The organism is Hydrogenophaga sp. T2 (genome assembly GCF_049843535.1).
Lineage (GTDB): Bacteria > Pseudomonadota > Gammaproteobacteria > Burkholderiales > Burkholderiaceae_C > Hydrogenophaga > Hydrogenophaga crocea.
Genome location: NZ_JBBHZJ010000009.1, coordinates 100,176 through 127,108, shown reverse-complemented (window position 1 = coordinate 127,108; position 26,933 = coordinate 100,176). Strand labels below are relative to the sequence as shown.

Genomic DNA, 26,933 nt, shown 5'->3' with positions numbered 1-26,933 from the left:
GCTCAGGCCTGGGTGCGGCGGCGGCGGGCGATCGCGCCCATCAGGCCCAGACCGGCCAGCAGCATCGCGAAGGCCTCAGGCTCGGGCACGGGCGCGGTCGCGTAGATCAGCTGGTTGGTCACCGAGTCGAAGCTCCACTGGCCGGCGTAGGTCGTCACGGCCGTGGGGTTGATGCCGGTGGTGTAGCTCACCAGGAACATGTTGAGCGGGTTGGCGATGGAGCCGGCGGTCTGGAACGGCAGCACCTTGATGTTTTCGCCCTGGGCGTTCAGGTAGGCCAGCTGCTGTGCGTTGTCGCCTTCGTCGAACTTGTTGGCACCGGCGGCGTCGCTGTGGGTCGAGCTCGTGGTGTCGCCGTTCATGAAGCCGAACGCGGTGTTCAGGTTGGTCAGCGCGGTGAGCAGGTTCGAGTTGGTCGAGCTCACGGTGGGCGCGGCGCTGGTGGTCAGCAGGCTCACGGCGCCGGCCGCGGGCTGCAGGCCCGAGTACTGGCGGTCACCGGCCTTGACGTCGAACTTCACGTCGCCCAGCGAGACCTCGCCGAGGAAGCTGGTGAACACGCTGCCGTAGTTGATGGCCTGGGTCGCGAGGCCGGTGGCAGCGGCGCTCAGGTCCTGGAAGGTGCCGGCGTCAAGGTCCCACACCAGCTTGATGCCGGTGCCCGAGGCGCCGCCCGTGGCCGCGGCGAAGTCGGACATCGACACGCCGAGGTCGAAATACACGGACGAGTTGCTGGCCACGCTGTAGAAGCTGGCGACCAGGTCGCTGTTGCCGGTGGCCGTGGGCAGGGCGATGGCCGCGTGCGCAGCGCCGGCAGCGGCGAAGGCAGCGGCGGCTGCGATGAGTTTGAGTTTCATGTCGGGTCCAGTCCTGAGAAGGAAAAAGTTGAAGGAACTTCTTTCGTCTGCCAACTCCAAAACCGCCATGGCTTCTTCGTTGAACGAGATGGACTGTAGAAACCGAACTTTGCGGGGCCGCCGCCGTGTTCCCGGCGGCCGATAGTCCGTTCAGAGGGTGAATTGCGTCACGTTTTTGACCATCGGACCCGTCCGGCCCACCGCCGGGCGAAGGCCTGCTCAGCCGAGGTCGGCGTGCGTCACGAGGCGCAGCGTGGCGCTCTTGCCCACCGCTTGGGCGCGGTTGTTCACGTTGAGCTTGCGCATGATCTTCTGCACGTGGTTTTTCACCGTGGGCGGGCTGATGCCCAGGATCTGGCCGATCTCGGTGTTGGTCTTGCCGTTGCGCACCCAGTGCAGCACCTGGATTTCGCGCTTGGACAGGATGGTCACGGGCGCGACCTCGGCGCAGGCCTCGTGGGTCTCGCGCTGGCGCATGCGGTGCAGCGCCAGGTGCAGGTGCGGCATGAGCAGCTCCAGCATGTAGGCGGTGCGGTGGTCGGGCACGCGGTCGAGCCCCGCGAAGACGAAGAAGCTGCCGTAGTCGCCCTGCACCTCGCGCACGCCGTGCACGGCCGCATGCTCGAAGCCGCAGCGCTTGAGGTCGCCGATCAGCTGGCGCCGGCCCATCTGGTCGCCACCGGCGCTGCTGATGAGGCGCGGTGCGCGGCCGCCGCGCAACCAGTCGTCGACCAGGCGCGGCAGGATGCCGTCGGTGGGATCGGTCATCTGCTGTTCCACGCGCGGCGCGATCACGCCGCGCGCGAACATCTGCACGCGCAGCTGGATCGTGTCCACATTGCCCCAGGCGCACCACATGGCCTCATGGGGAATGAAGCCCTGCAGCGCGCCCTGGGCCCAGAGGTAGAACTGCGCGTGCGTCTGCACCTCGAGCGAGCGCTCGATGGTGATGAGCAAATGCTCGAGGTCACTGGCGTTGAGTCGAACGAAAGGCAGCGGGGTCGTGGTCATGGAGGGCTCCGGGGGGCGTTCGGCGAAACGGACGGGTCGCTGAGGGGCTGCCGGATCTCGGCAGCCTTGAAGATCCATTGCGCGTACGAGCTCGCGCCCGCGAGCTCGGCGTCGCGCGCGCGAAAGGCGCTGCGCAGCGGCTCTCGCGTGTCCAGGCTGTGCACGCCCACGATGCGCCCGCCCGCCACCACCAGCCCCCACTCGGCCTTGCCGGTCATGGGGTCGGCCCAGAGCCGGCGCAGGTGGCGCCGCGCGTTGGGAAAGCGCGGGTCTTCGATCAGCTCGTCCAGGCTCTGCGGCGCCACCGGCGTGCCGGGCGGGCTGCTGTCGCGGTACGAGGCCAGCGCGAGGCGAAACTGCTGCCCCACGAACAGCAGCTCGGTTTCGCGTTCGCGCTGCGCGCTCGTTCGCCACACCTCGCCCGTGCCCGCCAGGCCGATGCCGATGGCCGCCATGGCAAAAAGCACCAGCAGGTAGCCCATGCCCCGCTGGCGGCGGGCCCGCGGCGCCGGCATGCGCTCACCACTGGTCATAGGCCTTGCCCTCCACCACGGCGCCGCTGCGCAGGTCCCACACCGCGCCGCCCGCCGCTTCGCCGTCGGCGCGCCCGGGGGGCGGCAGCAGCACCCAGCTGTCGCTGCGCTCGGTCACGGGGTCGAGCGGCAGACTGCGCAGGTAGCGTTTGTCCACCAGTTCTTCGAGGCTCGCGGGATAGCGGTCGTGATCGCCGTGGAAGCGGTCGATGGCCGCGCGAGTGACGCCCAGGGTTTCGCGCAGCGCGACCTCGCGCGCGCGCTCGACCTGCGCGAAGTAGCGCGGCGTGACCAGCGTGAGCAGCGTGGCCACGATGGCCATCACCACCAGCAGTTCGATGAGCGTGAAGCCGCGGGATCGCATGCGCATCACCACTGGCGGTAGGGCTCGCCGCGCAGCGAACGGCGCGGCGAGAGCGAATAGACGTCGAACACGTCCTCGCCCGCGCGCGGCTCGTCGGGCGGGCTGCCGTAGGCGCGCAGGCCCCAGCCGCTGGTGGCCGGGGCGTCCAGGTCGGGGCTCATGGGGTCGCGCGGAATGCGGCGCAGGAAGACCAGGCGCTGGCTGCCGTCGGGGCTGCGCACGTCGGGCACGCCCTGCACGAGTTCGTCGAGCGAGCGCGGGTAGCCGCTGGCACCCACGCGCTGCGGCAGCTTGCCCTCGTCGTAGGCCTGCTTGTAGGCGTCGATCGCTTCGCGGATCTGGCGCAGCGCGGCGCGCAGCTCGCTTTCTCGCGCGCGCTGCGCCTGAACCTCCACCAGCGGCACGGCGACCGAGGCGAGCACGCCCACGATGGCCACGGTGACCACCAGTTCGATGAGCGTGAAGCCGCGCTGCAGGGCCTGCATGGGCATCACCGGGGTGCGGCCGGCGTGGCCGGCGTGGCGGGCGCCAACGGCGCCACCGGCGTGAGCGTGACCGACGAGGGGTTGGCCGGTGGCGTGGACTCGGCCGCGCGATCCGGCGCGCTGGCTGCGCCCTCGGCGGTGGCGTTGGCGGGCGCGGCGGGCGTGGCGCTGGCCGAAGGCGCGCCGCCCTCGCGCAGCTCGCGGCCCGCGCCGGGCTCGGGGGCGGTGGCCTCGGCGGGCGCATCGGCCGCTTCGCGCGGCGCCGGCACGGCCTGCGGCAACGGCAGGCGCGCGGACGCGCCGCCGCTGCTCGACACCGAGAGGTTGCGCGGCGCGGTGCGCTGCAGCTGCAGCGGCGCCACGCCCACGGCGGCCTCCGAGCCCGCGGGTTGCGCGAAATCAGCGCTTTCGGGGCGGGCCACGTTGCGCACCACGCGCGGCGTGATCAGCAGCACGATCTCGGTCTTGCCCGAGTTGTCGCGCGTGCTCGAGAACAGCCGTCCCAGCACGGGCACGTCGCCCAGGCCCGGCAGGCGGTTGGCGTTGCTGCGCTCTTCGTCGCTGATGAGGCCGGCGAGCACTTGCGTTTCGCCATCGCGCAGGCGCAGCACCGTGCCTGCGCTGCGCGTGCCGATCTGGTAGGCCAGCGCGTTGGCCGGGCCGGTGATCTCGCGCACCACCGAACTCACTTCGAGCGCCACCTTGATCGCCACCTCGTTGTCGAGATACACGTTGGGCTCGACGTCGAGCTTGAGCCCGACGTCGAGGTAGGACACCGACGAAGACACGCCCACGTTGGCGGTGGACGTGGTGGTGAACACCGGCAGCTTGTCGCCGATGTGGATCTTGGCCTTCTCGCGGTTCTTCACGCGGATGCGCGGGTTGGCCAGCGTGTTGCCGGTGCCGGCCTGGCTGCGCAGGTTGAGCGTGAGCGCGGGGTTGGCCACGAATGAGGTCAGGCCGCTGCGGTTCTGCAGGTCGATGAAGCCCTCGGCGAGGCGGCCGCCCGGCGTGGTGTTGCTCTGCGTGACGCCGTTGTTGACGATGGTGGTCGTGAGGTCGTTCTGCAGCCGGCCGTAGCCGATCTGGTCGGGGAAGCGCACGCCCAGCTCCAGCAGACGGCTGCGCGTGACCTCGAGCACCTCGACGTCGAGCATCACCTCGGGTTCGGCCATGTCCAGCGACTCGATGAGGCGCTCTGCCAGGCGCACCGCATCGGGCGTGTCCTTGACGATCACGAGGTTGAGCTTCTCGTCGATGAAGATGTCGCGCGACTTCACCAGCGTGCGGATCATGGTCTGCGCCTGCTTCACGTCGGCGTTGGCGAGGTAGAAGCTGCGCGTGACGAGCTCCTGGTAGCCGCGCGCCTTGGCGGGCGTGTCCGGAAACACCATCAGCGTGTTGTCGTTGAGCAGCTTGCGGTCGAGCTGGTTGGTGGTGAGCACGATGCGGATCACCTCCTCGACGCTGGTGTTGCGCACGAAGAGCGTCACGCGGGTGTCGGCGCGCACGTCCTTGTCGAACACGAAGTTCACGCCGCTGGTGCGGGCGATGACGTCGAACACCGACTTGATGGGCGCGTCCCTGAAGTCGAGCGTGATGGGCTTGCTCAGCGCTTCGGCGAGCGCGGTGGGCGCGGTCGCGGGCCGCGGCGCCTCGGCGCGCAGGCGTTCGAGCAGGCGGCGCGCCTCGCCATGGCCGGGCGCGCTGCGCAGCACTTCGCGCAGCGTGCGCTCGGCCTGCTCGCCCTGCTTGCGCTCGATCTGCTGGCGCGCCTCGGCCATGCGCGTGGCCACGCGCACCTCGTTGTCCAGGCCGATCAGGCCGTCGCGCACGCGCGGGTTGTTGGGGTCGAGCCGCTGCGCGCGATCGAACAGCTCGCGCGCGGTGTCGAGCCGGCCTTCGAGCCGTTCGGTCTCGGCCTGCGCCACCAGTGCGGCCGAGACGCGGTCGCGCTGGCGGAAGTAGGCGGCGCGCAGCTCGCGGTCGCTGCCCGACTCGCGCATTGCGCTCTCCAGGCGCTGCACGCCCTCTTCGCCGCGCCCGCTGGCATACAGCGTTTCGCTTTCCTGGATCGCCGGATGGGACGCACAGCCCGCCAGCAGCAGGCCGAGCAGCACGGCCGGTGCGAGGCCGGCGTGGCGGGACACGGACAAAGGTTTCACGGGGCGCTTCCGAACAGCAGTTGCTGCTTCTGGTTGAGGGGCAGGTAGATCAGGCCCATGCCCTGGGCGCTGATGGACTCGACCTGGTAGTCGCGCAGGCGGTCGCCCACGCGCACCACGTGCGGCCGGGCCTGGTTGCCTTCGCTCAGGAACACCCGGGTGCCGCCCTCGTCGTCGAGGCGGCCCAGGTACTGGAACGGCAGTTGGGGCGCGCGCGGCGGCGCCGCCGCCACGGCCGGTGCCGGGGCCGGCGGTGGCGGCGGTGGCCGCCAGTCGCGCGCGCCCATGAGCGCGCCGCGCGGCGCGGCCATGCGTTCCTCGCCCATGCGCACCACGGGCCCGGCGATCGGGGCCGCGGCCACGGCGGCGGGCGCGGGCGCGGCCGGCACGGCAGCGCCGGGCGCCGCGGCGCGCCGCGCCGGCGCCAGCAGCTCATCGGCCGGCGCGTCCGCGTCCAGGCCGGCGGTGTACCAGACGGCCATCAGCGTGGCGGCCAGGCCGCCATAAAGCAGCAGCGACCGGGTCATGAAGGGCTCCGGAGGTAGAAGGACCAGCGCACGCGCGCCTGCAACGCGTCCTGCGCGGCCTGCTCGCGCGAGACGCTCCAGTCGTCGAGCGCCAGGCTGGGCCAGCGGTTGAGCGCGTCGGCCATCCAGCGGCGCAGGGCCAGGTCGTTGGCCTGCGCGGGCAGGCTGATTTCGTAGCGCTGCCAGCGCTGGCCGGGCTCGGCGACCAGCCGGTACTCGCCCGAGGCCAGGCGCACGCCGTGCTGTTGCGCGAGCTGGTGCAGGTCCTGCACCGCGGCCAGCGCGGCATCGCTCGCGGGCAACTCGGCCACGAAGGCCGCGCCCTGGTCGCTCGCGCGCTGCAACACATCGGCCGGCCGCTGCGCCTGGGCGCGCCGCAGCCGCTCGGCCTGCGCGGCCAGCGACGCCGCCTCGGCGCGCAAGGGGTCGCTCACCCAGGGGCCGATGGCCAGGGCGGCCAGCACCATGGCGCCGCCGAGCCAGGCGGGCCAGCCCGCGCGCTGCAGGCGGTAGCGCCACACGGGGCTGCGCACCGGCTTCATGGGGCCACCCCTTCCCAGCGCACCTCGACCGTGAAGCGCAGCAGCGGCTGCCCCTCGACCTCGCGGCGCTCGTGGTGCGTGAGCTGTGCCGAGCGCACGCGCGGCGAGGCGCGCAGGGCCTCCACGTAGGCCACGGCGGGCTCCATGCCGGTCGCCTCCGCGGTCAGCCGCGTGTCCAGCCGGGCCGCCGAGGCGTCGATGCCGAGCAGGGCCACGTCGCCGGTCAGGGTGTTTTCGAGTTCGCGCCACACCGCGCCCCAGGGCCTCACGAGCGCCGCACGCGCGCGCTCGGTGGCGCGCTGCGCCTCGGGCGTGGGCGCCGCCGCGGCGGCCACCGTGCGCGCGCGCGGCACCGCGCGCACCTGGGCGAGCGAGGCCTCGGCAAGCCGGTGTTGCGCGCGCGCGGCCTGGTGGTCGAGCAGGGCGAGCGCAAGGCCGGCCGCGCCCAGGGCCAGCACCACCCAGGCCAGCCGCGGGTGGCGCGGGCGCGGGTGCGCGAAGTCGATGTTCAGGGCCGCCATGCTCAGCGCCCCCAGGCCAGTCGCGCGGGGCCGTCGCACCACGCGGGCCCGCCTTCGGGCCGCAGCCATTGCCCGGCCACCGGGCCCGCGCCCGCGTGCGCCACGGGGCCGGTCAGGTACAGCGGCGTGTCGGTCGGCACCGGGCGCTCGGCCTCCAGGGCCAGCCGCGCCTGCAGGCCGGCGCACGCGGCCTGCAGCGCCGCGCTGTCGCCGCCGTGGCAACGCACGCTGCGCAGCGCAGCCCAGCGCCCGCGGTCCACGAGCGCGAGCGTGAGGTGATCGGCCTCGACCACCGCCAGCCAGGCCGCGCCGCGGCGCCACACCGGGCGCCAGTGATCGAAGGCCGCGGCGACATAGGGCTGCAGGCGGTGCAGCCGCCAGCCCGCGCCCGCCAGCCCGCTGCGCACGGCCTGCAGCAGGGCCTGGTCGATCGCGCACACCGGCACCGGCTGGCCGGGCACGCCCTCGGCGCGCTGCAGCAGCCAGCCCTCGACGGCCGCGCCGTGCACTGCGCGCAGGCGCAGGCGCACCGCGGCGTCGAGCTCGGCGGGCGATCCCGCGCCCGGGGGCCAGGGCAGCAGGTGCCAGCGCACGAAAGCCGCGCTCAGGTTCAGGCTCAGCGCCGCGGGGCGCCGGGCCGGCGCGCGCAGCAGGGCCAGCAGGGCGTCCAGGCTGGACTGCCAGGGCGGATCGCCGGCCGCCGGCGGCGCCGTGGCCGCGCGCAGCTCGGGCTCACCGCGCGCACGCCGCACAGGCAGCAGCACGGCGCCGTCGGCCAGCAGGCCGGCGGGGACCGCGGTGTCAGCGAACCACACGCTGCACCTCCTGCAGGCTGGTCTCGCCGCGGCGCGCCAGGGCCAGCGCGGCTTCGCGCAGTTCGCGCGTGCCTTTGGCGAACGCCAGTTCCTTGATGCGCCGCACCGGTTCGCGGCCCACGATGGCCTCGCGCAGTTCGTCGTCGAGCACCAGCACCTCGGCCACGGCCTTGCGGCCCTTGTAGCCGGTGCCGCGGCAACCCGCGCAGCCGCAGGCGCTGCGCCACTGGCCTTCGCCGGGCGCGGCCATGAGGTCGGGGGCCGCGGCGGGCACCGAACATTCCTTGCAGAGCACGCGCACCAGGCGCTGCGCCACGATGCCGTTGAGCGCGGCCATCAGGCTGTACGGGTCCAGGCCCATGTGGGTGAAGCGGCCCAGCACGTCGAACACGTTGTTGGCGTGCACCGTGGTGAGCACCAGGTGGCCGGTGAGCGCGGCCTGCACGGCGATCTGCGCCGTCTCGGCGTCGCGGATCTCGCCCACCATGATCTTGTCGGGGTCGTGACGCAGGATGGAGCGCAGGCCGCGCGCGAACGTGAGGCCCTTTTTCTCGTTGACCGGGATCTGCAGCACGCCGCCGAGCTGGTATTCGACCGGGTCTTCGATGGTCACGATCTTGTCGTGGCCGCTGTGGATCTCGTTGATCGCGCCGTACAGCGTGGTGGTCTTGCCGCTGCCCGTGGGGCCAGTGACCAGCACCATGCCGTAGGGCTGGCGGCACAGGCCGCGCAGCACGTCCTTGGTGGCCGCGTCGAAGCCCAGGGTGTCGAGCGTGAGGCCGCTCACCGCATCGGCCAGGCGCTCCTTGTCGAGCACGCGCAGCACCGCGTCTTCGCCGTGGATGCTGGGCATGATGGAGACGCGGATGTCGATGCGCCGGCCGCGCGCGGCGACCTTGAAGCGGCCGTCCTGCGGCACGCGGCGCTCGGCGATGTCGAGCTCGGCCATGACCTTGATGCGAGAGACCACCTGGTCGGCGGTGTCGCTGCCCGCGATGTGGCCCACCGAGGCGAGCACGCCGTCGATGCGGTACTTGATGGCAATGCCGCCGGGGCCGGTCTCGAGGTGGATGTCGCTCGCGCCGGCCTTGAGCGCGTCGTAGAGCGTGGAGTTGACCAGCCGCACCACGGGGCTGGTGTCTTCGCCGATGCTGCGCAGCGAAATGTCTTCGGCGCGCGCGTCGTCGGCCGTGCCGGCCTGCTCGCTCGACAGGCCGTCCATGGCGCGCAGGCTTTCCTCGTGCCGTGCGAGCCAGGCCTCGATGTCGCCGCGCGCGGCCACGCGCAGCGCCATGGGGCAGCGCACGCGCTCCTGGGCCCAGGCCTGCAGGTCGGCGTCGAAGGGGTTGGCCACCACGAGCACGCCCGCGCCGGCGGCGTCGCGCATGAACAGGCATTCGCGCTGCACCGCCTCGGTGTAGGGCAAGGCGTCGAAGGCGGGCGTGAGCGCGTCGAGCGCGTGCCTGTCCAGGTGCGGCAGCGCGGCGCTGCGCGCCAGCCGCAGCGACAGCACCTGCGGGTCTTCGCCCTGCGCTTCGAGCAGGGCCACCAGGGGCAGGCCGCGCGCGGCCGCCTCGCGCAGCGCGCTGCGCAGCATGGCGGTGTCGTAGGGCGCGACCAGCGCCTGCAGATCGGTGGGGGCGTTCACTGGATGCTCTCCGCGAGCTGGAAGATCGGCAGGTACATGAGCACCACGATGCCGCCGATGAGCACGCCCATCACCAGCATCAGCGCCGGCCCCACCACGCGCGTGGCCCATTCGGCCCAGCGCGCGAGTTCGTCGTCGTGGAACGCGGCCGCGCGTTCGAGCATGTCGCCCATGGCGCCGGTGCGTTCGCCCACGGCGAGCATGCGCAGCGACACCGGTGTGGTCAGACGGTGCTCGGCGAAGGCCGCGGACAAGGGGCGGCCGTTGCGCACGGCCTCGGTGGCGGCGCCCAGATCGGCCCGCAGGCTTTGCGACAGCAGGCCCTGCACCATTTCGAGCGCGGGCACCACCGCGATGCCACCGCGCAGCAGCATGCCGACGGTGCGGTACAGCCGCGCGAGCTGGAACACGCGCAGCCGCTCGCCCACGGCCGGCAGGGCCCAGAGCCGCTGCAGCAGCAGGCCCCACAGGCGCCGGCCCGGCGCCGACAGCGCCAGCGCCGCCAGCGCGCCCGCCCCCGCGAGCAACAGCAGGCCATGCTGTTCGATGGCCTGGCCCCAGGCCAGCATCCAGCGCGAGGCCAGCGGCAGCCGATCGCCCAGGTCTTCGTACACGTGCGCGAAGCGGGGCACCACGTAGGCGAGCAGGAACAGCACCACCAGCGCGCTCACCAACACCAGCAGCACCGGGTAGATGGCCGCATTCACCAGCTTGCCGCGCACCTCGTCGATGCGGCGCGCGTAGTCCACGTAGCGTTCGAGCGCTTCGGCCAGGTTGCTGGTGCGCTCGCTGGCGCGCACCGTGGCCACGTACAGCGGCGAGAAGGCCTGCGGCTGCGCCTGCAGCGCGGCCGACAGCGGCTGGCCTTCGCGCAGGCACGCATTCACGCGCTCGAGCACGGCCTGCGTGGCGCCTCGCCCTTCCTTTTCCTGCAGGGTCTGCACCGCTTCCACGATGCCCACGCCCGAGCGCAGCAGGGCCAGCAGTTCCTGGCTGAACAGCACCAGGGGAAAGGCCGCGCCGCGCGCGCCGCCCCAGGGCCCGCGGTCGGCGCGCAGCGAGATCACCTCATGGCCGCGCGCGCCGAGCTGGCGCCGGGCGTCGGCCTCGTCGACCGCATCGACCGTGAGCCTCACCCGTTGCAGATCAGGCTGCAGCGACAGCACGCGATAGCGCATGGGGCTTCACCAGCTCACGACGTCTTCGGCCTCGCCGCTGCCACCGGGCTGGCGGTCCTTGCCATAGGACATGAGGTCGTACTCGGCGTGCTCGCCCGGCGATCGGTACACGTAGGGCTGGCCCCAGGGGTCGGGCGGCGCGGCCTTGCTCAGGTAGGGCCCGTTCCAGCGCGCCTCGCCCTGCGGGCGTTCGAAGAGCACGGCCAGGCCTTCGTCGGTCGTGGGGTAGCGACCCACGTCGAGCCGGAACTGGTCGAGCGCCTTGCCGATGGACGTGATCTGCGCCTTGGCGGTCTTCACCTCGGACTTGCCGACCTGCGAGAAGAAGCGCGGCCCCACGAAGCCCGCGAGCAGGCCGATGATGACCATCACCACCAGCAGTTCGAGCAAGGTGAAGCCGCGGGCGCGCCGCGCCCGCGCGCGGATGGAAAGGCTCATGGGTGGTGACTCCGGACCGATGACAGGCGGCGTTGTGCCGATGACCAAAGGTTAGGCAGGGCTCGTGAAGCGCGGGTTACAACGGCGCTTTGGGATCGGGCTCTGCGCGCCGGCGCGCACGCCACCCCTCCAAAAGAACCATGGCGCGCGCCAAGGCCTGCAACACAAGGCACACAAACCGCCCGGCGCCGGCCGCGCCCCTCACACCGTGCCGTTGACGTTGAAGCTGTAACCGCTGCCGCGGATGGTGCGGATCATGCGGTCCATGCCCGCGGGCAGCAGGGCGTTGCGCAGGCGGCTGATGTGCACGTCCACCGTGCGGTCGTCGCCCACGTAATGGCTGCCCCAGACGTGGTCGAGCAGTTGCGAGCGGCTGTAGACCCGGTCGGCGTGCGTGATGAGGAAGTGCAGCAGGCGGAACTCGGTGCCGCCGATGTTGAGCGGCATGCCGGCCGCGCTCACCGTCATGGCGGCCGGGTCGAGCACGATGCTGCCCAGGCGCACCACCTCGGCATTGACCTGCGGCGCGCGCCGGCGCAGCACCACGCCGATGCGCGCGATCAGCTCGCGCGTCGAGAACGGCTTGGTGATGTAGTCATCGGCCCCCACCTCCAGGCCCGCGATCTTGTCGCGCTCCTCGCTGCGCGCCGACAGCAGGATCACCGGCACGTCGCGCAGCTTCGGGTCGCCGCGCAGCAGCCGCAGGAAGTCCACGCCCGACATGCCCGGCAGGCCCCAGTCGAGCAGCACCAGGTCGGGCTGCCACTGCGTGAACAGGTCGCGCGCCCGCTCCGCCGCGTCCACGCAGCGCACCTCGTGCCCCGCGCGCAGCAGGTTGGCTCTCAGGAGGTCCTGGATGGCCGGCTCATCTTCGACCACAAGAATTTGCGCAGCCATGTGACAGCAGTGATGAAAAGTGGCGCGATCGTAGGAAGCCGGGGTGACGTTTTGATTGCACGCGGGGCGCACCGCCGGTGCCGGCCCATGGTTCTTTCGGACCATCGTGGCGGTCACGGATCTGACGTACTGCCTTCCTAGACTGGCCCGCACCCAACGCCCCCGTCCGACGCTGAAAGCAGTCTCATGTTCTCGACCACCCGGCTCCGGATCGGTGCCTCCCTGATCGCCCTCTCCTGCATGGCCGCTGCCGCGAACGCGGCCGAGATCACCGGCGCGGGCGCCACCTTTCCCGCACCCGCGTACGCCAAGTGGGCCGATGCCTACCAGAAGGAAACCGGGATCAAGGTGAACTACCAGGCCATCGGTTCGAGCGGCGGCATCCGCCAAATCGACAACCGCACCGTGGACTTCGGCGCCACCGACGCACCGCTCAAGGACGACGAGCTCGCGCGCAAGGGCCAGGTGCAGTTTCCGGCGCTGATCGGCGGCGTCGTGCCCGTGGTGAACCTGCGCGGCGTGGCCCCGGGCGCGCTGCGCCTGACCGGCAAGGTGCTGGGCGACATCTACCTCGGCCGCGTGACGCGCTGGAGCGATCCCGCGATCCGCGCGCTCAACCCGACGCTGGCGCTGCCCGACGCGACCATTTCGCCGATCTACCGCTCCGACGGCTCGGGCACCACCTTCATCTTCACGAACTACCTGAGCAAGACCAACGAGGAGTGGCGCAGCAAGCTCGGCGAAGGCGCGACCGTGGCCTGGCCGCTGGGCACCGGCGGGCGCGGCAACCCTGGCGTGGCGGGCCTGGTGGGCCGCCTGCCCAACAGCATCGGCTATGTGGAATACGCCTATGTGCAGCAGTCGCGCCTGACCCACGTGCTGGTGCAGAACGCGGCCGGCCAGTGGCCCGCCCCGGGCACCGCGGCTTTCGCGGCCGCGGCGCAGGGCATCGACTGGAAGGCCTCGAGCGCGCAGATGCTCACGCACGCGTCCCCGCCCGAGGCCTGGCCCATCACCGGCGCCACCTTCATCCTCATGCCGCGCAAGCCCGAGCGCACCGAGCAGGCGGCCCAGAGCCTGAAGTTCTTCCAGTGGGCGCTGCAGCGCGGTGGCGACATGGCGCAGGAACTGGGCTACGCGGCCCTGCCCCCGTCGGCGCTCGACAGCCTGCAGGCCCGCTGGGGCGAGATCGTCGGCAGCGACGGCCAGGCCCTGTTCAAACCCTGATCGCCGCGCAGCCTCGCGGCCGTCCCCCCGGAGTGATCACCATGAAGCCCCCCGTTTCCCTCGCACCGCGCCTGGGCGCGATCGCCCTGGCCGCCTCGGCCGCGCTGCTGCTCGCCGCCTGCGGCCAGAAGGAGGCATCGGCCTCGGGCGAAGCCACGCAGGTGGCCGCCAAGGTCGGCAGCAGCGAGATCTCGGTGCACCAGATCAACCAGGTGCTCAGCCGCACGCCGGTGAACACCAGCAGCAAGGAAGCCGTGCAGGCGGCCAGCCGCGCGGCGCTCGAGCGCCTGATCGACCAGCAGCTCGCGGTGGACCAGGCCACCGAGCAGAAGCTGCACCGCTCGCCCGAGGTGGTGGCGCAGCTCGAGGCCGCGCGACGCGAAGTGCTGGCGCGCGCCTACCTGCAGCAGGTGGCCGGCGCCAGCGCCAAGCCCGAGCCCGACCAGGTGCGGGCCTATTACCGCGAGAACCCGGCGCTGTTCGCCGAGCGCCGCGTCTTCAACCTGCAGGAGATCCGCGTGGTCAAGCTCGGCGACAACCTCGAGCTGCTGCAGACCATGGCGCGCGAAGGCCGCCGCATCGAAGAGGTGGCCGACGCGCTGCGCGCCCGCGGCATCGCCTTCGGCGGCGGCAGCGCCACGCGCACGGCCGAGCAGATCCCGCTCGACCTGCTGCCCAAGCTGCACGCGCTCAAGGACGGCCAGAGCCTGGTGGTGCCCGCCGGCGAAGGCGCGACCTTCATCCGCGTCGCGTCGTCGCGCCAGGTGCCGGTGAGCGAAGAGGTGGCCACGCCCGGCATCGTGCAATACCTGGGCAACCTGGGCACCACCGAGACGGTGCGCAACGAGATCAAGCGGCTGCGCGCCGCCACGCCCATCACCTACATGGGCGAGTTCCAGCAGACGGCGGCAGCGGCGCGGGCACCGGCGGCCGCGGCAGCGCCTGCGGCGCCCTCGGTCACGGCAGAGCCCGCGAAGACCGACGGCCCCGACGCCAGCGTGATCGAGCGCGGCCTGCAAGGGCTCAAGTGATGCGGCGGCTCGTCGGCCTGACCTGGCTCGTGCGCGCCTGGGCCGTGCTCGTGCTCTGCGTGCCGGCGTGGGCGCAGTCGCCCTCCTCGGGCGACTACCCGCTCGCGGCCGGCGACGTGATCCGCGTGCAGGTGTTCCAGAACCAGGACCTCACGCTGGAGACGCGCATCAGCGAGAGCGGCACCATCAGCTACCCGCTGATCGGCACCGTGCGCCTGGGCGGCCTCACGGTGGCCGCGGCCGAGCGGCGCATCGCCGAGGCGCTGCGCACCGGCGGCTTCCTGCAGAACCCGCAGGTCACGCTGCTGCTCACGCAGGTGCGCGGCAGCCAGGTGTCGGTGCTGGGCCAGGTGAGCCGCCCGGGGCGCTTCCCGCTCGAGAGCACCAACACGCGCCTGACCGACATGCTCGCCAACGCGGGCGGCGCCACGCCTTCGGGCGACGACGTGGTGATCGTGAGCGGCGAGCGCGAGGGCAAGCCCTTCCGCCGCACGGTGGACCTGCCCGCGCTGTTCCTGCAGCCCGGCAGCGCCGAAGACCTGCTGCTGCAGGCCGGCGACGTGGTCTACGTGCACCGCGCGCCCATGTTCTACGTGTTCGGCGAAGCGCAGCGCCCGGGCGCCTTCCGCGTCGACCGCGACCTCACCGTGATGCAGGCGATCGCCCAGGCCGGCGGCCCCACGCCGCGCGGCACGCTGCGCCGGCTGCAGCTGCACCGCACGCAGGCCGACGGCACGGTGCAGACCTTCGAGCCCGCGATGACCGAGCGCATCCAGCCCAACGACGTGCTGCAGCTGCGCGAAAGCCTGTTCTGAGAGACCCGCGATGACCCCGCAGCAGTTCTTCCTCATCCTGCGCGCGCGCTGGCTCGTGCTGCTGGTGACCTTCGCCCTCGTGGTCGGCGCCACCGCCACCTGGTCGCTGCTGTCGCCGCGCCAGTACACGGCCACGGCCTCGGTGGTGCTCGACGTGAAATCGCCCGACCCGGTGAGCGGCATGATGCTGGCCGGCCTGATGGCGCCCGGCTACATGGCCACGCAGGTCGACATCATCAAGAGCGACCGCGTGGCGCGCCGCGTGGTGCGCAGTCTGCGCATGGACAGCAGCGCGGCCGTGCAGGCCCAGTGGGCCGAAGACACCGGCGGCCGCGGCAACCTGGTCGACTGGCTGTCCGAGCGCATCAAGCTGCCGCTCGAGGTCAAGCCCTCGCGCGAGAGCAACGTGATCAACATCGAGTACGTGGGCAACGACCCGCAGTTCGCTGCCGCGGTGGCCAACGCTTTCGCCCAGGCCTACGTGGACGTGAACGTGGAGCTGCGCACCGAACCCGCGCGCCAGTACGCGGGCTTCTTCGACGAGCAGACCCGCGCCGCCCGCGAACGGCTCGAGAAGGCCCAGGCCGCGCTGTCGGACTACCAGCAGCGCCACGGCATCACCTCGGTGGACGAGCGGCTCGATTTCGAGACCGCCAAGCTCAACGAGACCAGCAGCCAGCTCACCGCCATCCAGGCCAGCACCACCGACAGCCAGAGCAAACGCCTGCGCAACGACGGCGCTTCGCTGGCCGAGGTGATGCAGAGCCCGCTGATCAATGGCCTCAAGGCCGACATCGCGCGCCAGGAAGCGCGGCTCAACGAAGCCAGCATCAACCTCGGCGCGAACCACCCGCAGTTCCAGCGCATGCAGACCGAACTCAACGCGCTGCGCGAGCAGCTGAGCGCCGAGACCACCAAGATCACCGGCTCGATCAACACCACCTACGAAGTGAACCGCCAGCGCGAGGGCCAGCTGCGCGCGGCGCTCGAAGCGCAGAAGGCGCGCGTGCTCGAGATCAACCAGCAGCGCGACCAGATCAACGTGCTGCGGCGCGAGATCGAATCGGCCCAGCGCCTGTTCGACACCCTGAGCGGGCGCGCCTCGCAAAGCACGCTCGAAAGCCAGACCAACCAGACCAACATCTCGGTGCTCAACCCGGCCACACCGCCGGGCAAGCCCTCGGGCCCGCGCACCCGGCTGCACGTGGCGCTGGCCATGTTCCTGGGCGGCCTGCTGGGCGTGATGCTGGCCATGGCGCTCGAATTCCTGCAGCGCCGCGTGCGCTCGGCGGACGATCTCGCGCTGTTCGGCGAGCTGCCGCTGCTGGGCCAGGTGTCCTCGGCGCGCCGCATGATGCGCGCGCCGCGCCTGGCCAAGGGGGGTGCATGAACGCGCCCGAACGCCTGCGCAGCGCCCGCATGGGCAGCGCCATCGGCGACATCCTGGTGTCGCGCGGCCTGCTGCGCGAAGACGACATCCCGCGCGTGATCGCGCACCAGCGCGAAAAGCGCCTGCCCTTCGGCGAGGCCGCGATCGCGCTGCGGCTCATCCAGCGCGGCGACCTCGAATCGGCGCTGGCCAAGCAGTTCAACTACGGCTACCTGCAGGACGCCAGCGACGGCCTCTCGCGCGAGCTGGTCACGGCCTACAAGCCCTTCTCGAACGTGGCCGAGCAGATGCGCGCGCTGCGCGGCCAGCTGATGCTGCGCTGGTTCAACGGCGAGCCGCTGCGCAAGGTGCTGACCGTGGTGAGCCACCAGCCGCGCGACGGCCGCAGCTTCCTCGTGGCCAACCTCGCGGTGGCCTTCTCGCAGCAGGGGCAGCGCACGCTGGTGATCGACGGCGACCTGCGCCGTCCGCGCCTGCACACCCTGTTCAAGACCGAGCCCAGCGCGGGCCTGGCCGGCGTGCTCGCGGGCCGCGTGGGCACCGAGGTCATCGCCCAGGTGCCCGGGCTGCCGGGGCTGCGCGTGCTGCCGGCGGGCACCACGCCGCCGAACCCGCAGGAGCTGGTGGGCAGCCCCGCGCTGGCCGAACTGCTCGATGCCGCCATCGCCCAGCACGACGTGGTGCTCATCGACACGCCCGCCGGCCACGACTGCGCCGACGCGGAGATCCTGTCGGCCCGCGTGGGCGCGGCCGTGCTCGTGGCGCGGCGCAACCGCACACCCTTGCGCGGCGCCGGCGAATTCGCACGCCGCCTGCAAGACACCGGGGTCGCCCTGGTGGGGACGGTGCTCAATGACGCGTGAGCGCCGAGTCCTCGCTGTCGGCCCGCGGGCCGGCGCGCCAGCGCCAATGCAGCGCGTGCAGCGCCGTGCCCAGCAGCGCGCCCACCGCGTTGGCCAGCAGGTCGTCGGCGTCCACCGAGCGGCCGGGCTCGAAGAACTGCAGCCCCTCGTCCATCACGCCCACGAGCAGGGCCAGCAGAAAGCAGCGCCACAGGTCGCGCGGTCGCCGCACGCCGAGCAGCAGGCCCGCGCCCAGCGCCACGCCGGTGTGGAGCGTCAGGTGCACCAGCTTGTCCCAGGGCGACACCAGCACCTCGGCCACCTGGGCGTGCACCAGGTTGCCCCCGACCCAGATCAGCAGGCAGGCGAACACGCCCAGCGCCAGCCGGCGCGCCTGCGGGCGCGATCCGCGCACAAGTCTCGAGACTGACGTGAACACGAACGATCCTTTCCTCTCGGCCGGGGACCGCGCGAACCCGGTGCAGCGCTGGCTGGCCTGGCTGCCGATTCTGGCCGGCCTGTGTGTCCTTTACGTGCCAACGCTGGCCGACCTCTTCACCGGCCCCTGGGCGCGCGACGAGCAGATGCACGGGCCGATCGTGCTCGGCATCTCGCTGTGGCTGCTGTACCGCAACTGGGGCGCCATGGAAGCCGCCGCCGAAGGCCGGCAGCCCAGCGCCTGGGGCTGGCCGCTCGTGGCGCTGGCCCTGCTGTTCTATGCGCTGGGCCGCTCGCAGGGCGTGGGCGTGTTCGAAGTCGGCTCGGTGATCTGGCTGCTCGCGGGGCTGATCGTGGTGCTGCGTGGCTGGTCCGCGCTCAAGGCCCAGTGGTTCGCGCTGTTCTTCATGGGCTTCATGGTGCCGCTGCCGCCTCAGGTGGTCGACGTGGTGACCATGCCCATGAAGATGGCCGTGTCCTACGTGGCCGAGCACGTGCTCTACGCCTTCGGTTACCCCATCGGCCGCAACGGGGTGGTGCTGCAGATCGGCCAGTACATGCTGCTCGTGGCCGACGCCTGCGCAGGCCTGCAGACCCTGCTCACACTGGAAGCGCTCGGCCTGCTCTACCTCAACCTGGTGCGGCGCGATTCGCTGTTTCGCAACGTCGGCCTGGCGCTGCTGATCGTGCCGATCTCGTTCACCGCCAACGTGATCCGCGTGATGGCGCTCAGCCTCATCACCTACCACTTCGGCAACGAAGCCGGCCAGGGCTTCCTGCATGGCTTTGCGGGCATGGTGCTGTTCCTGAGCGCGCTCATCCTCATCATCGGCTTCGACAACCTGCTGCAGTTCGTCGAGCGCCTGCGCGGCCAGCCCCCTGCCCCGCCACCCGCCGTTCTGGGAGCCTGACCATGACGATCCCGCGCCGACACCTGCTTCTCGGCGGCCTCATGGCCGGCGGCGCCGCGCTGGCGCAGGCGCTGCGCCCCGAAGGCAGCCTGGCCGACGTGCGTGCTCCCATCGACCTCAAGGCCATGGTGCCGCCGCGTTTCGCCGACTGGCGCGAGCTCGGCGACGTGCCGGTGCAGATCGTCGACCCCGAGCTGCAGCGCACGATCGACGCCATCTACACCCAGGTGCTCACGCGCACCTACGCGCGCGCCGACGGCTACCGCATCATGCTGTCCATCGCCTACGGCAAGGCGCAGACCGACAACCTGCAACTGCACCTGCCCGAGGTCTGCTATCCGGCCCAGGGCTTCAAGCTCGAACACATCGAGACCTTCCCGCTCGCGCTCGCCGACCAGACCATCACCGCGCGCCGCATGCGCACCCACCTGGGCCAGCGCTTCGAGCCCGTGACCTACTGGACCGTCGTGGGCGACCACATCACCGCCGGCGGCTTCGACAAGAAGCTCACCGAGATGCGCTACGGCCTGCTCGACCGGCGCATCCCCGACGGCATGCTGGTGCGCGTGTCCTCGATCGACCGCGACCACCGCCGCGGCCACGCGGTGCAGGCCGCCTTCGCGGCGGCCATGGTCGCCGCCATCGACCCGGCCCTGCGCGGCCGCTTCGCCGGACTCGACACCGCAACGCGCCTCGCGCTCCACCCAACGAACGCACCATGACCCCCAAAACCGCACTCATCACCGGCATCACCGGCCAGGACGGCGCTTACCTCGCCGAGCTGCTGCTGGCCAAGGGTTACCGCGTGCACGGCATCAAGCGGCGCGCCTCGTCGTTCAACACCGACCGCATCGACCACCTCTACCAGGACCCGCACGAGGCAGACCGCCGCCTGGTGCTGCACTACGGCGACCTCACCGACAGCAGCAACCTCTCGCGCATCGTGGGCCAGGTGCGGCCCGACGAGGTCTACAACCTCGGCGCGATGAGCCACGTGGCGGTGAGCTTCGAAACACCCGAGTACACGGCCGACACCGATGCCATGGGCACGTTGCGCCTGCTCGAAGCCATCCGCCAGCACGGCCTCGAAAAAACCTGCCGCTTCTACCAGGCCAGCACCAGCGAGCTCTACGGCCAGGTGCAGGAAGTGCCGCAGCGCGAAACCACGCCGTTCTACCCGCGCAGCCCCTACGCGGTGGCCAAGCTGTTCGCCTACTGGATCACGGTGAACTACCGCGAGGCCTACGGCATGTATGCCTGCAACGGCATCCTGTTCAACCACGAGAGCCCGCGCCGCGGCGAGACCTTCGTCACGCGCAAGATCACGCGCGCGCTGTCGCGCATCGCGCTGGGCCTGCAGGACTGCCTGTACCTGGGCAACCTGAGCGCGCTGCGCGACTGGGGCCACGCGCGCGACTACGTCGAGATGCAGTGGCTCATGCTGCAGCAGGACCGGCCCGAGGACTTCGTGATCGCCACCGGCGTGCAGCACAGCGTGCGCCAGTTCGTGGAAATGGCCGCGGCCGAGCTGGGCATCGCGCTCACCTGGGTGGGCGCGGGCATCGACGAAGCCGGCGTGGTGGCATCGACCAGCCGCAGCGACCTCAAGGTCAGCGAAGGCGACGTGATCGTGCGCGTGGACCCGCGCTACTTCCGCCCCACCGAGGTCGAGACGCTGCTGGGCGACCCCAGCCGCGCCAAGGAAAAGCTCGGCTGGGCGCCGCGCGTGGGCCTGCCCGAGCTGGTGCGCGAAATGGTGCTCACCGACTACCAGATCGCGCGCCGCGACGCGATGGTCAAGCTCGCGGGGTTTCCGGCCTACGAGTACCAGGAGTGAGGCCGTGGACCTCGACGCCCCCATCTACGTCGCGGGCCACCGCGGCCTGGTCGGCTCGGCCATCGTGCGGGCCCTGCGCGCCAGCGGCCACCGGCGGCTGATCCTGCGCACGCACGCCGAGCTCGACCTCACCGACGCCGCGGCCACCGAACGCTTCTTCGCCAGCGAACGCCCGGCCTACGTCTTCCTGGCGGCGGCGCGCGTGGGCGGCATCCTCGCCAACCGCGAGCAACCGGCCGACTTCATCCGCGACAACCTGCTGATCCAGACCAACGCCATCCACCAGGCCTGGCGGCACGGCGTGCAGCGGCTGCTGTTCCTCGGCTCGAGCTGCATCTACCCGCGCCTGGCGCCGCAGCCGCTGCAGGAGGTTCACCTGCTCGGCGGCCCGCTCGAACCCACCAACCGCGCCTACGCCCTCGCCAAGATCGCCGGCATCGAGATGTGCTGGAGCTACAACCGCCAGCACGGCACGCGCTTTCTGGCGGCAATGCCCACCAACCTCTACGGGCCCGGCGACAACTTCGACCTGCAGAGCAGCCACGTCATTCCCGCGCTCATGCGCAAGTTTCACGAGGCTCGCGTGAGCGGCGCGCCGAGCGTGAGCGTGTGGGGCAGCGGCACGCCGCGGCGCGAGTTCATGCACAGCGACGACATGGCCGCCGCCTGCCTGCACCTGATGCGCCTGGACGACGCGGGCTTCGACAGCCTGCTGGGCAGCGACGAGGCCGCCACCGGCCGCTTCGAGCCGCCGCTGATCAACATCGGCATGGGCGAAGACCTCACCGTGCGCGAGCTCGCGCAAACCCTGGCGCGCGTGGTCGGCTACGAAGGCGCGATCGAGTTCGACCGCAGCAAGCCCGACGGCACGCCGCGCAAGCTCATGAACGTGAGCCGCCTCACGGCCCTGGGCTTTCGCCCGCAGCGCCGGCTGGAAGACGGGCTGCGCGCGGTGTACCGCGAGGTGTTCCTCGACAAGGCTGCGGCATGAATCCGGCCGGCTGCAGCGTGCTCTACCTCGGTCCGCGCAGCGGCACCTGCCTGGACCGCGCACGCGCCTTGCGACGGCTGGGCGCGAGCGTCGAGCACCTCGACCTGCGCGAGCTGCTGCCCGCCAGCCCCTGGGTCGACCGCTGGACCTGGCACGTGGGCGGCCACTGGTTCGGCCGCCGCATCGACAGCGGCCTGCAGCGTGTGCTGGGGCAGCGTCGCTTCGACGTCTGCCACGTGGACGGCGGCGAGTGGGTCACGCCGCAGGTGGTGGCGCGGCTGCGCCGGCACGCCCGACGCATCGTCAACTACAACATCGACGACCCCACAGGGCCACGCGACGGCGCGCGCTTCGCCGCCTACCGGCAGGCCGTGCCCGACTACGACCTGCTCGTGGTGGTGCGCGAAGAGAACCTGCCCGAGCTGCGACGCCTGGGTGCACGCCGCTGCATGCGCGTGTTCCGCAGCGCCGACGAAGTCAGCCACGCACCGCGCGCCGTGTCGGCGCTCGACCGGATCGCATGGGGCAGCGACGTGCTGTTCCTCGGCTCCTGGTTTCCCGACCGCGGTCCCTTCCTGCTCGAACTCATCGAACGCGGCGTGCCGCTGACCATCCGCGGCCCGAACTGGCACAAGGCGCCCGAGTGGAAACGCCTGCAGGCGCATTGGGCCGGCGGCGCCATCGGCGGCGACGACTACGCGCGCGCCATCCAGTGCGCGCGCGTGAACCTGGGCCTGCTCTCGCACGACAACCGCGACCGCCACACCACGCGCTCGCTGGAAATTCCCGCGCTCGGCGGCCTGCTGTGCGCCGAGCGCACCGACGAGCACGAGCGGCTGTACCGCGAGGGCGAAGAGGCCGTGTTCTGGCGCGACGCAAAGGAATGCGCCGAGGTCTGCGCGGCCCTGCTGGCCGACGAGCCGCGGCGCGATCGCCTTGCGCAGGCCGGGCAGCGGCGCTACCAGCGCGACGGGCACCACAACGAGCGCGTGATGCAGCGCATCCTGCGCGCCGCGCTCGACGAAGGGCCGGCCACGGTGATCGAGGCCGCGATGCACAGCGAGCACGCCTGAGCAGCGCCATGGGAACCGCCGCACGTGTGTTGTCGGGAAGCCTGGCGGCATGGGCGCGCATCGGCGTGATGGTGGTCACCCAGGTGGGGCTGGTGCCGGTGTTCCTCACACACTGGCCTGTCGAGCAGTACGGGTGCTGGCTGGTGATCGTGTCGGTGGGCAGCTTCGTGGGCATCTTCAGCTACGCCCACCACACCTACGTGGGCAACGAGATCCTGCGCGTGCCGCAACGCGATGCCCGCGCGATCTCTTTGCTGCTGTCGGCCGCCCTGCCCTTCAGCCTGGCGCTGGGGCTGGCGGAATGGCTGCTGCTCGGTGCGCTGGCGTTGAGCGGCCAGGCCGCGCGCCTGTTCGACCTCGATGGCCTGCTGCCGCCGCGGCTGACCGCAGAAGCCACCACGGCGCTGCTGGTGCACTGCGGAACCACCTACCTCTCGGTCTGCATCAGCGGGCTGTACGGGCGGGTCGCGAGCGCCTTCGGCCGTTTTCCGCGCGCCGCTTGGTGGGGCGTGGGCATCGCACTGGCCAACGCCGTGGCCACCGCCGGGCTGCTGCACCGGGGCGCGGGCCTGCTGCAACTGTCGATCGCACTGGGCCTGCTCACGCTGGCGCTGCACCTGCTGTACCTCGCCGACCTGTGGGGCATCGCGCGCGCCCACCGGGTGCGGCTGGGCCTGCCGTCGTGGCGGCTGGGCTGGCGCAACCTGCTGGCCTCGTTCGGTCTCGGCTTGACCTGCCTGCTCGGCCTGGTGCGCCAGCAAGGCACACGCGTCTTGGTGAGCGCCACGCTGGGCGCCGCGCCCGCGGTGGTGTTCACCACGCTGCGCACCGCGAGCAACCTGGCCTTGCAGGGCGTGGCCACCGTGATCGATCCCTTGTTTCCGGAGTTCATGGGCTTTCTGCGCGATCGCCGTCAGGGCGCGATCGACAGCACCTTCGCCTTCATCTGGCTGCTGGTGGTGTTCATGCTCGGCCCGCTGCTGGTGCTGCTGCAGGCGCTCGGGCCGGCCTTGTTCGAGGCCTGGACCCAGGGCAAGCTGCCCTTCGACGCGCCGGTGTTCGCCCTCTTCTCCGCGGCCATGCTGGTGTTCGCGCTGGCGCGCCCGGCCGAGTCCATCGTGGTCGGCAACAACCTGCTGCGGGTGCAGTTCGTCACCGCCGCGTCACTCGCGGGCTTTACCGTCGCGGGCATCGTCTGGCTCGACGGGCGGCTGGGCATGGGCGGCGTGGCCGTCGTGCTGCTGGCGGCGGAAACCGCGAGCGCCGTCACGATGCTGGTGCGGGCGCGCCGCTGGATGGCGCAGCAAGGCCTGGTGTGGCCGCAGGGCCTGTTCCGGTTCGCGCTGCTGCAGGCCGCCGTGTGCGTGGCCGCCATGTTGGCGATCGCCTGGGTGCCGCCGTGGGGCCCCGCGGTCTGCAGCGGGGTGTTGCTGGGCACGGGCGCGCTGATGGCCGCCTTCCTGAGCCGGCTGCCCGAAGACCAGCGCACGTGGTTGCGCCAGCGCGCCCAACGCTTCCTGCCGCTGGCCAGCCGACGCTGACCCCCATCCACCCCGCGCCCCCATGAACACGCCCCCGGTCCGTCGATCTGCCGCCCCGAGCACCGGCCGGTTCGTGCTGTACCTGCTGATGGCGCTCTCGCTGGGGGCGCTGGCGGGCCAGCTGCTGATCGACCCCGCAGCGGACAACATCGCCTCGGCCTGCATCGCCTTCGCCTCGTCGATGGCGGTGCTGCTCTACCTGCTGTGGACACCGGCCCTGCAGACCCACCCGCTGTCCACCTTCGCGCTGTTCGGCTTTTGCGTGACCACCCAGCTGGGCGCGCTGCTGGGCCAGACCGCGTACGGCACCTCGCTGGCCGGCAACCTGCGGCTGCCGCTGGAAACCTTCGGCATGCTGGCCGGTTTCCAGCTGCTGGCCATGCTCGCGCACACGGGCTACCGCTGGGTGCTCAGCCCGTCCGGGGCGCACGGCGAATCGCTGCCGCGCCAATGGCTGCGCGGCCTGGGCTTGTATGCCACGCCCAGCACCGGTGTGTTGTGGTTCACGGGCTATGTGGGCCTGCTGGCCTTTCTGCTGGGCGCAGGCCGCGAGAGCACCTTCGGCAAGGTGATGCAGGGTCTGTCGTTCCTGGCTTGGGCGCCGTTCCTGATTCCCATGTACATGCTGCAGTTCGGCGAGGCCTACAGCCGCTGGCGCCAGCAGTGGCTGGGCCTGTTGTTCTTTGCCGGCCTGGTGGTGCTGCTGGGCCTGGCCGCCAACGCGCGCCAGGTGATGCTGTCGGGCTTCGTGACGGTCGGCCTGTTCGTGCTGCTCGGCGTGATGCGCAGCGCGCAACCCGTGTCGGGCAAGCGCGTGCTGCAGGTGGCCGTGGCCGGCCTGGTGCTGGCCGCGCTGTCGATTCCGCTCAGCGATCTCGCCACGGCCATGGTGGTGGCGCGCAAGGCGCGCGGCAGCGTGTCGGCGGTGCAGATGGTGCAGAACACCTTTCACTACTGGACGCGCCCCGAGGAGCTCGCCAACGTGCGCGAGGAGCAGCGCGCCGACACCTTGCGCAAGTACGACGAGCACTACTTCGACAACCCCCTGCTGGCGCGCCTGGTCGAAACCAAGTTTCACGACAACGCCCTGTACTTCGCGAGCACGCTCACGCAAAGCGACCGGCAGTTGCTCACCGAAACCACGCTCGACATGTTCTGGGTGGCGCTGCCCGACCCGGTGATCCGCCGCCTGGGCATCGACATCGACAAGAAGGCGCTCGAGTTCTCGATCGGCGACTACCTGAGCCATCTGAGCCAGGGCGCCGCGCTGGGCAGCCGGCGCACCGGCTCCATGCTCGCGCAAGGCCTCGGCGTGGCCGGGCCGGCCTTTCTGGCGATGTATTTCGCGGGCTGCCTGCTGGCCTTTGCGGCCATGGACCTGCTGGCCTTCCGGCACCGCCGGGGCCAGGTGATGTTGTCGGCCGTGGGCATGCTGCTGGTCTGGAAGCTGTTCCAGAACGGCTTGAGCAACGACTCGCTGCACGCCTGGCTCATCGGCACCGTGCGCAACCTGCCGCAGAACATCGTGCTGTTCCTGCTGGTGGCCGGTGTGGCGCGGGCGCTGGGCGCGCTGTTCGGTGGCTCGCGGCCCTCGGTCGACGCCCTGCCCGCCGAACCCGCGCGCGGGCTCCAGCCCGGGAGGGCCTGAGCCGTGCGCATCGTGCTGTTGGCCCACCCGGCGTTCATGGATTCGCAGAGCATGCCGCGCTTTGCAGGCATGTTGCGATCGGCGTATGAAGCGCGCGGTCACGAGGTGCAGGTGTGGGCGCCGCCCGCCCGGCTGCGTGCATGGATACAGCGTGGCGCCTTGAGCAAATGGGCCGGTTACGTCGATCAGTACCTGTTGTTCGCCTGGTGGTTGAGAGGGGCTGTGGCGCGAGAGCCCGCAGACACCCTTTTCGTGCTCACCGATCAGGCGCAGGGCCCCTGGGCGCCGCGCCTGCAGGACCGTCCGCATGTCGTCCACGTGCACGACCTGCTCGCGCTTCGCAGCGCCCTCGGCGAGATTGTGCAGAACCCCACACGCTTTACTGGCCGGCTCTATCAGCGCTTCATTCGCCACGGCTATCAGCACGCGAGGCACTTCATCTGCATCTCCCAACGGACCCGGGAAGACTTGCTGCGGTTGAGTCGCTTGCAGGCCACCACTTGCGAAGTGGTTCACAACGGTATGAACCACCCCTATGAACCGATGACGGCCGAGGCCGCGACAGGCATCCTCGAGGCCGCGGGCCACCCCGTGCCGGGTCCCGGGATGTTGCTGCACGTCAGCGGTGGGAGCTGGTACAAGAACGTGCAGGGGGTGTTGCGCCTTTATGCACAGCACGTCCTCCGCCATTCGCAGCCACTGCCGCTGTGGTTGGTGGGGGTGCCTCAAAGCCCGGCTATTCGACAGGCTGTCCATGCGCTTCCCCCGACGGCCCAGGTTCGGTTTCTCTACAACCTCGACAACACCGCGCTGCAGGCGGCCTATTCGCTGGCTCAGGCGCTGCTGTTTCCGAGCCTGGCAGAAGGCTTCGGCTGGCCGATCATCGAGGCGCAGGCCTGCGGTTGCCCGGTGATCACCACCGACGACGCCCCCATGAACGAGATCGGGGGACCCGAATCGCGCTACCTGCCCTTGCTGAATGCCAGCGACGACATTGACGCCTGGGCAGCCCATGGCGCGCAGGTGCTCCAGGCGCTGCTGGACGTGCCCGCCGGTGAGCGGCGCCGCCGGGCCGCCGCCTGCGTGGCCTGGTCGCGCCGCTTCGAGGCCTCAAAAGCCATCGATCAATACCTCCGCATTTACGCGCGCTTGCTGAGCGATACCGCCACGCCTGCCGCCGCCATGCCGACACCCGAAAGACGCTGACC

28 protein-coding genes are annotated in these 26,933 nt (G+C 71.3%); 13 read left to right on the top strand and 15 right to left on the bottom strand.

Annotated features, from left to right (window positions below; all coding sequences use genetic code 11):
* Positions 1-2 precede the first annotated feature (2 nt).
* The 14 genes from WDZ95_RS19480 to WDZ95_RS19415 all read right to left on the bottom strand — a co-directional run bounded on the left by WDZ95_RS19480 (position 3) and on the right by WDZ95_RS19415 (position 11,981).
* Positions 3-857, bottom strand: coding sequence for a PEP-CTERM sorting domain-containing protein (locus WDZ95_RS19480; protein ID WP_425780901.1), 855 nt, complete (start codon positions 855-857; stop codon positions 3-5).
* A 219-nt stretch (positions 858-1,076) separates the two neighbouring features.
* Entirely contained in the window at positions 1,077-1,868 is a 792-nt protein-coding gene (gene epsA, locus WDZ95_RS19475) for an XrtB/PEP-CTERM-associated transcriptional regulator EpsA (protein WP_166223006.1), read from the bottom strand.
* The gene (locus WDZ95_RS19470) at positions 1,865-2,383 is read right to left on the bottom strand and encodes a type II secretion system protein (protein WP_166223003.1); all 519 of its coding nucleotides are present in this window, start codon (positions 2,381-2,383) and stop codon (positions 1,865-1,867) included. The genes epsA and WDZ95_RS19470 overlap by 4 nt, the downstream gene beginning before the upstream one ends.
* A 4-nt stretch (positions 2,384-2,387) precedes the next feature.
* Entirely contained in the window at positions 2,388-2,765 is a 378-nt protein-coding gene (locus tag WDZ95_RS19465) for a type II secretion system protein (RefSeq protein ID WP_205710750.1), read from the bottom strand.
* Positions 2,766-2,770: 5 nt separating this feature from the next.
* Positions 2,771-3,250 (bottom strand): type II secretion system protein, encoded by a 480-nt coding sequence (locus WDZ95_RS19460; RefSeq protein ID WP_425780898.1) that lies wholly within the window; start codon positions 3,248-3,250, stop codon positions 2,771-2,773.
* Between the two features lie 5 nt (positions 3,251-3,255).
* Positions 3,256-5,415, bottom strand: a complete 2,160-nt coding sequence (locus tag WDZ95_RS19455) for a secretin N-terminal domain-containing protein (RefSeq protein ID WP_425780896.1) — start codon at positions 5,413-5,415, stop codon at positions 3,256-3,258.
* A complete protein-coding gene (locus WDZ95_RS19450) occupies positions 5,412-5,942 on the bottom strand; it encodes a hypothetical protein (RefSeq protein WP_425780894.1) in 531 nt (176 codons plus the stop codon). The genes WDZ95_RS19455 and WDZ95_RS19450 overlap by 4 nt, the downstream gene beginning before the upstream one ends.
* Entirely contained in the window at positions 5,939-6,484 is a 546-nt protein-coding gene (locus tag WDZ95_RS19445) for a GspMb/PilO family protein (RefSeq protein WP_425780892.1), read from the bottom strand. Before WDZ95_RS19445 ends, WDZ95_RS19450 begins: the two co-directional genes overlap by 4 nt.
* A complete protein-coding gene (locus tag WDZ95_RS19440; protein ID WP_425780890.1) occupies positions 6,481-7,005 on the bottom strand; it encodes a hypothetical protein in 525 nt (174 codons plus the stop codon). Before WDZ95_RS19440 ends, WDZ95_RS19445 begins: the two co-directional genes overlap by 4 nt.
* Positions 7,006-7,007: 2 nt before the next feature.
* Positions 7,008-7,820 (bottom strand): hypothetical protein, encoded by an 813-nt coding sequence (locus tag WDZ95_RS19435; protein WP_425780888.1) that lies wholly within the window; start codon positions 7,818-7,820, stop codon positions 7,008-7,010.
* A complete protein-coding gene (locus WDZ95_RS19430) occupies positions 7,807-9,417 on the bottom strand; it encodes a GspE/PulE family protein (protein WP_425781093.1) in 1,611 nt (536 codons plus the stop codon). The genes WDZ95_RS19435 and WDZ95_RS19430 overlap by 14 nt, the downstream gene beginning before the upstream one ends.
* Positions 9,418-9,464: 47 nt before the next feature.
* On the bottom strand, positions 9,465-10,646 hold the full coding sequence (locus WDZ95_RS19425) for a type II secretion system F family protein (protein ID WP_166222979.1): 1,182 nt from the start codon (positions 10,644-10,646) through the stop codon (positions 9,465-9,467).
* A 6-nt stretch (positions 10,647-10,652) separates the two neighbouring features.
* Entirely contained in the window at positions 10,653-11,084 is a 432-nt protein-coding gene (gspG, locus tag WDZ95_RS19420) for a type II secretion system major pseudopilin GspG (RefSeq protein WP_425780886.1), read from the bottom strand.
* Between the two features lie 201 nt (positions 11,085-11,285).
* Positions 11,286-11,981: a response regulator gene (locus tag WDZ95_RS19415; protein WP_425780884.1), complete on the bottom strand. Its 696-nt coding sequence runs from the start codon at positions 11,979-11,981 to the stop codon at positions 11,286-11,288.
* A 186-nt stretch (positions 11,982-12,167) separates the two neighbouring features.
* Here WDZ95_RS19415 and pstS point away from each other — a divergent pair, with 186 nt between their 5' ends.
* From pstS to epsG, 5 genes are read left to right on the top strand one after another with little or no spacing between them, the layout of a single operon-like run.
* Positions 12,168-13,208 (top strand): phosphate ABC transporter substrate-binding protein PstS, encoded by a 1,041-nt coding sequence (gene pstS / locus WDZ95_RS19410; protein WP_166222971.1) that lies wholly within the window; start codon positions 12,168-12,170, stop codon positions 13,206-13,208.
* Positions 13,209-13,249: 41 nt separating this feature from the next.
* Positions 13,250-14,239 carry an EpsD family peptidyl-prolyl cis-trans isomerase gene (locus WDZ95_RS19405; protein WP_287468338.1) on the top strand — a complete coding sequence of 330 codons (990 nt, stop codon included), beginning with the start codon at positions 13,250-13,252 and terminating at the stop codon, positions 14,237-14,239.
* Positions 14,239-15,054: a polysaccharide export protein EpsE gene (gene epsE / locus WDZ95_RS19400; RefSeq protein WP_166222965.1), complete on the top strand. Its 816-nt coding sequence runs from the start codon at positions 14,239-14,241 to the stop codon at positions 15,052-15,054. Before WDZ95_RS19405 ends, epsE begins: the two co-directional genes overlap by 1 nt.
* A gap of 10 nt (positions 15,055-15,064) precedes the next feature.
* A complete protein-coding gene (epsF, locus tag WDZ95_RS19395) occupies positions 15,065-16,444 on the top strand; it encodes a chain length determinant protein EpsF (protein WP_425780881.1) in 1,380 nt (459 codons plus the stop codon).
* Positions 16,441-17,307, top strand: coding sequence for a chain length determinant protein tyrosine kinase EpsG (gene epsG, locus WDZ95_RS19390; RefSeq protein WP_287468340.1), 867 nt, complete (start codon positions 16,441-16,443; stop codon positions 17,305-17,307). Before epsF ends, epsG begins: the two co-directional genes overlap by 4 nt.
* On the opposite strand, the gene WDZ95_RS19385 is transcribed toward epsG, so the two are convergent.
* Positions 17,294-17,701 (bottom strand): VanZ family protein, encoded by a 408-nt coding sequence (locus WDZ95_RS19385; RefSeq protein WP_425780878.1) that lies wholly within the window; start codon positions 17,699-17,701, stop codon positions 17,294-17,296. The genes epsG and WDZ95_RS19385 overlap by 14 nt on opposite strands.
* 16 nt (positions 17,702-17,717) lie before the next feature.
* Between WDZ95_RS19385 and xrtB the strand changes: the two genes are divergently transcribed.
* Genes xrtB through WDZ95_RS19345 form a run of 8 tightly spaced genes read left to right on the top strand, consistent with a single transcriptional unit; the run spans position 17,718 to position 26,931 of the window.
* Complete coding sequence (gene xrtB / locus WDZ95_RS19380; RefSeq protein WP_205710696.1) at positions 17,718-18,635, top strand: exosortase B; 918 nt, start codon at positions 17,718-17,720, stop codon at positions 18,633-18,635.
* A gap of 2 nt (positions 18,636-18,637) precedes the next feature.
* Positions 18,638-19,357: an exosortase-associated protein EpsI, B-type gene (gene epsI, locus WDZ95_RS19375; protein WP_425780876.1), complete on the top strand. Its 720-nt coding sequence runs from the start codon at positions 18,638-18,640 to the stop codon at positions 19,355-19,357.
* Entirely contained in the window at positions 19,354-20,472 is a 1,119-nt protein-coding gene (gene gmd, locus WDZ95_RS19370) for a GDP-mannose 4,6-dehydratase (protein ID WP_425780874.1), read from the top strand. Before epsI ends, gmd begins: the two co-directional genes overlap by 4 nt.
* Before the next feature lie 4 nt (positions 20,473-20,476).
* Positions 20,477-21,463, top strand: a complete 987-nt coding sequence (locus WDZ95_RS19365; protein WP_425780872.1) for a GDP-L-fucose synthase family protein — start codon at positions 20,477-20,479, stop codon at positions 21,461-21,463.
* On the top strand, positions 21,460-22,536 hold the full coding sequence (locus WDZ95_RS19360) for a CgeB family protein (protein WP_166222950.1): 1,077 nt from the start codon (positions 21,460-21,462) through the stop codon (positions 22,534-22,536). Before WDZ95_RS19365 ends, WDZ95_RS19360 begins: the two co-directional genes overlap by 4 nt.
* Positions 22,537-22,544: 8 nt before the next feature.
* Positions 22,545-24,077, top strand: coding sequence for a lipopolysaccharide biosynthesis protein (locus tag WDZ95_RS19355; RefSeq protein WP_425780869.1), 1,533 nt, complete (start codon positions 22,545-22,547; stop codon positions 24,075-24,077).
* Between the two features lie 22 nt (positions 24,078-24,099).
* On the top strand, positions 24,100-25,725 hold the full coding sequence (locus tag WDZ95_RS19350; protein ID WP_166222946.1) for a hypothetical protein: 1,626 nt from the start codon (positions 24,100-24,102) through the stop codon (positions 25,723-25,725).
* Positions 25,726-25,728: 3 nt separating this feature from the next.
* Positions 25,729-26,931: a glycosyltransferase gene (locus tag WDZ95_RS19345; RefSeq protein ID WP_425780867.1), complete on the top strand. Its 1,203-nt coding sequence runs from the start codon at positions 25,729-25,731 to the stop codon at positions 26,929-26,931.
* Positions 26,932-26,933: the final 2 nt, after the last annotated feature.

What these genes read in the sequence shown, in the direction of transcription:
- WDZ95_RS19480 (WP_425780901.1), bottom strand. Translation starts at nt 857, where the DNA reads ATGAAACTCAAACTCATCGCAGCCGCCGCTGCCTTCGCCGCTGCCGGC.
- epsA (WP_166223006.1), bottom strand. Translation starts at nt 1,868, where the DNA reads ATGACCACGACCCCGCTGCCTTTCGTTCGACTCAACGCCAGTGACCTC.
- WDZ95_RS19470 (WP_166223003.1), bottom strand. Translation starts at nt 2,383, where the DNA reads ATGCCGGCGCCGCGGGCCCGCCGCCAGCGGGGCATGGGCTACCTGCTG.
- WDZ95_RS19465 (WP_205710750.1), bottom strand. Translation starts at nt 2,765, where the DNA reads ATGCGATCCCGCGGCTTCACGCTCATCGAACTGCTGGTGGTGATGGCC.
- WDZ95_RS19460 (WP_425780898.1), bottom strand. Translation starts at nt 3,250, where the DNA reads ATGCAGGCCCTGCAGCGCGGCTTCACGCTCATCGAACTGGTGGTCACC.
- WDZ95_RS19450 (WP_425780894.1), bottom strand. Translation starts at nt 5,942, where the DNA reads ATGACCCGGTCGCTGCTGCTTTATGGCGGCCTGGCCGCCACGCTGATG.
- WDZ95_RS19445 (WP_425780892.1), bottom strand. Translation starts at nt 6,484, where the DNA reads ATGAAGCCGGTGCGCAGCCCCGTGTGGCGCTACCGCCTGCAGCGCGCG.
- WDZ95_RS19440 (WP_425780890.1), bottom strand. Translation starts at nt 7,005, where the DNA reads ATGGCGGCCCTGAACATCGACTTCGCGCACCCGCGCCCGCGCCACCCG.
- WDZ95_RS19430 (WP_425781093.1), bottom strand. Translation starts at nt 9,417, where the DNA reads ATGCTGCGCAGCGCGCTGCGCGAGGCGGCCGCGCGCGGCCTGCCCCTG.
- WDZ95_RS19425 (WP_166222979.1), bottom strand. Translation starts at nt 10,646, where the DNA reads ATGCGCTATCGCGTGCTGTCGCTGCAGCCTGATCTGCAACGGGTGAGG.
- gspG (WP_425780886.1), bottom strand. Translation starts at nt 11,084, where the DNA reads ATGAGCCTTTCCATCCGCGCGCGGGCGCGGCGCGCCCGCGGCTTCACC.
- WDZ95_RS19415 (WP_425780884.1), bottom strand. Translation starts at nt 11,981, where the DNA reads ATGGCTGCGCAAATTCTTGTGGTCGAAGATGAGCCGGCCATCCAGGAC.
- pstS (WP_166222971.1), top strand. Translation starts at nt 12,168, where the DNA reads ATGTTCTCGACCACCCGGCTCCGGATCGGTGCCTCCCTGATCGCCCTC.
- WDZ95_RS19405 (WP_287468338.1), top strand. Translation starts at nt 13,250, where the DNA reads ATGAAGCCCCCCGTTTCCCTCGCACCGCGCCTGGGCGCGATCGCCCTG.
- epsE (WP_166222965.1), top strand. Translation starts at nt 14,239, where the DNA reads ATGCGGCGGCTCGTCGGCCTGACCTGGCTCGTGCGCGCCTGGGCCGTG.
- epsF (WP_425780881.1), top strand. Translation starts at nt 15,065, where the DNA reads ATGACCCCGCAGCAGTTCTTCCTCATCCTGCGCGCGCGCTGGCTCGTG.
- epsG (WP_287468340.1), top strand. Translation starts at nt 16,441, where the DNA reads ATGAACGCGCCCGAACGCCTGCGCAGCGCCCGCATGGGCAGCGCCATC.
- epsI (WP_425780876.1), top strand. Translation starts at nt 18,638, where the DNA reads ATGACGATCCCGCGCCGACACCTGCTTCTCGGCGGCCTCATGGCCGGC.
- gmd (WP_425780874.1), top strand. Translation starts at nt 19,354, where the DNA reads ATGACCCCCAAAACCGCACTCATCACCGGCATCACCGGCCAGGACGGC.
- WDZ95_RS19360 (WP_166222950.1), top strand. Translation starts at nt 21,460, where the DNA reads ATGAATCCGGCCGGCTGCAGCGTGCTCTACCTCGGTCCGCGCAGCGGC.
- WDZ95_RS19355 (WP_425780869.1), top strand. Translation starts at nt 22,545, where the DNA reads ATGGGAACCGCCGCACGTGTGTTGTCGGGAAGCCTGGCGGCATGGGCG.
- WDZ95_RS19350 (WP_166222946.1), top strand. Translation starts at nt 24,100, where the DNA reads ATGAACACGCCCCCGGTCCGTCGATCTGCCGCCCCGAGCACCGGCCGG.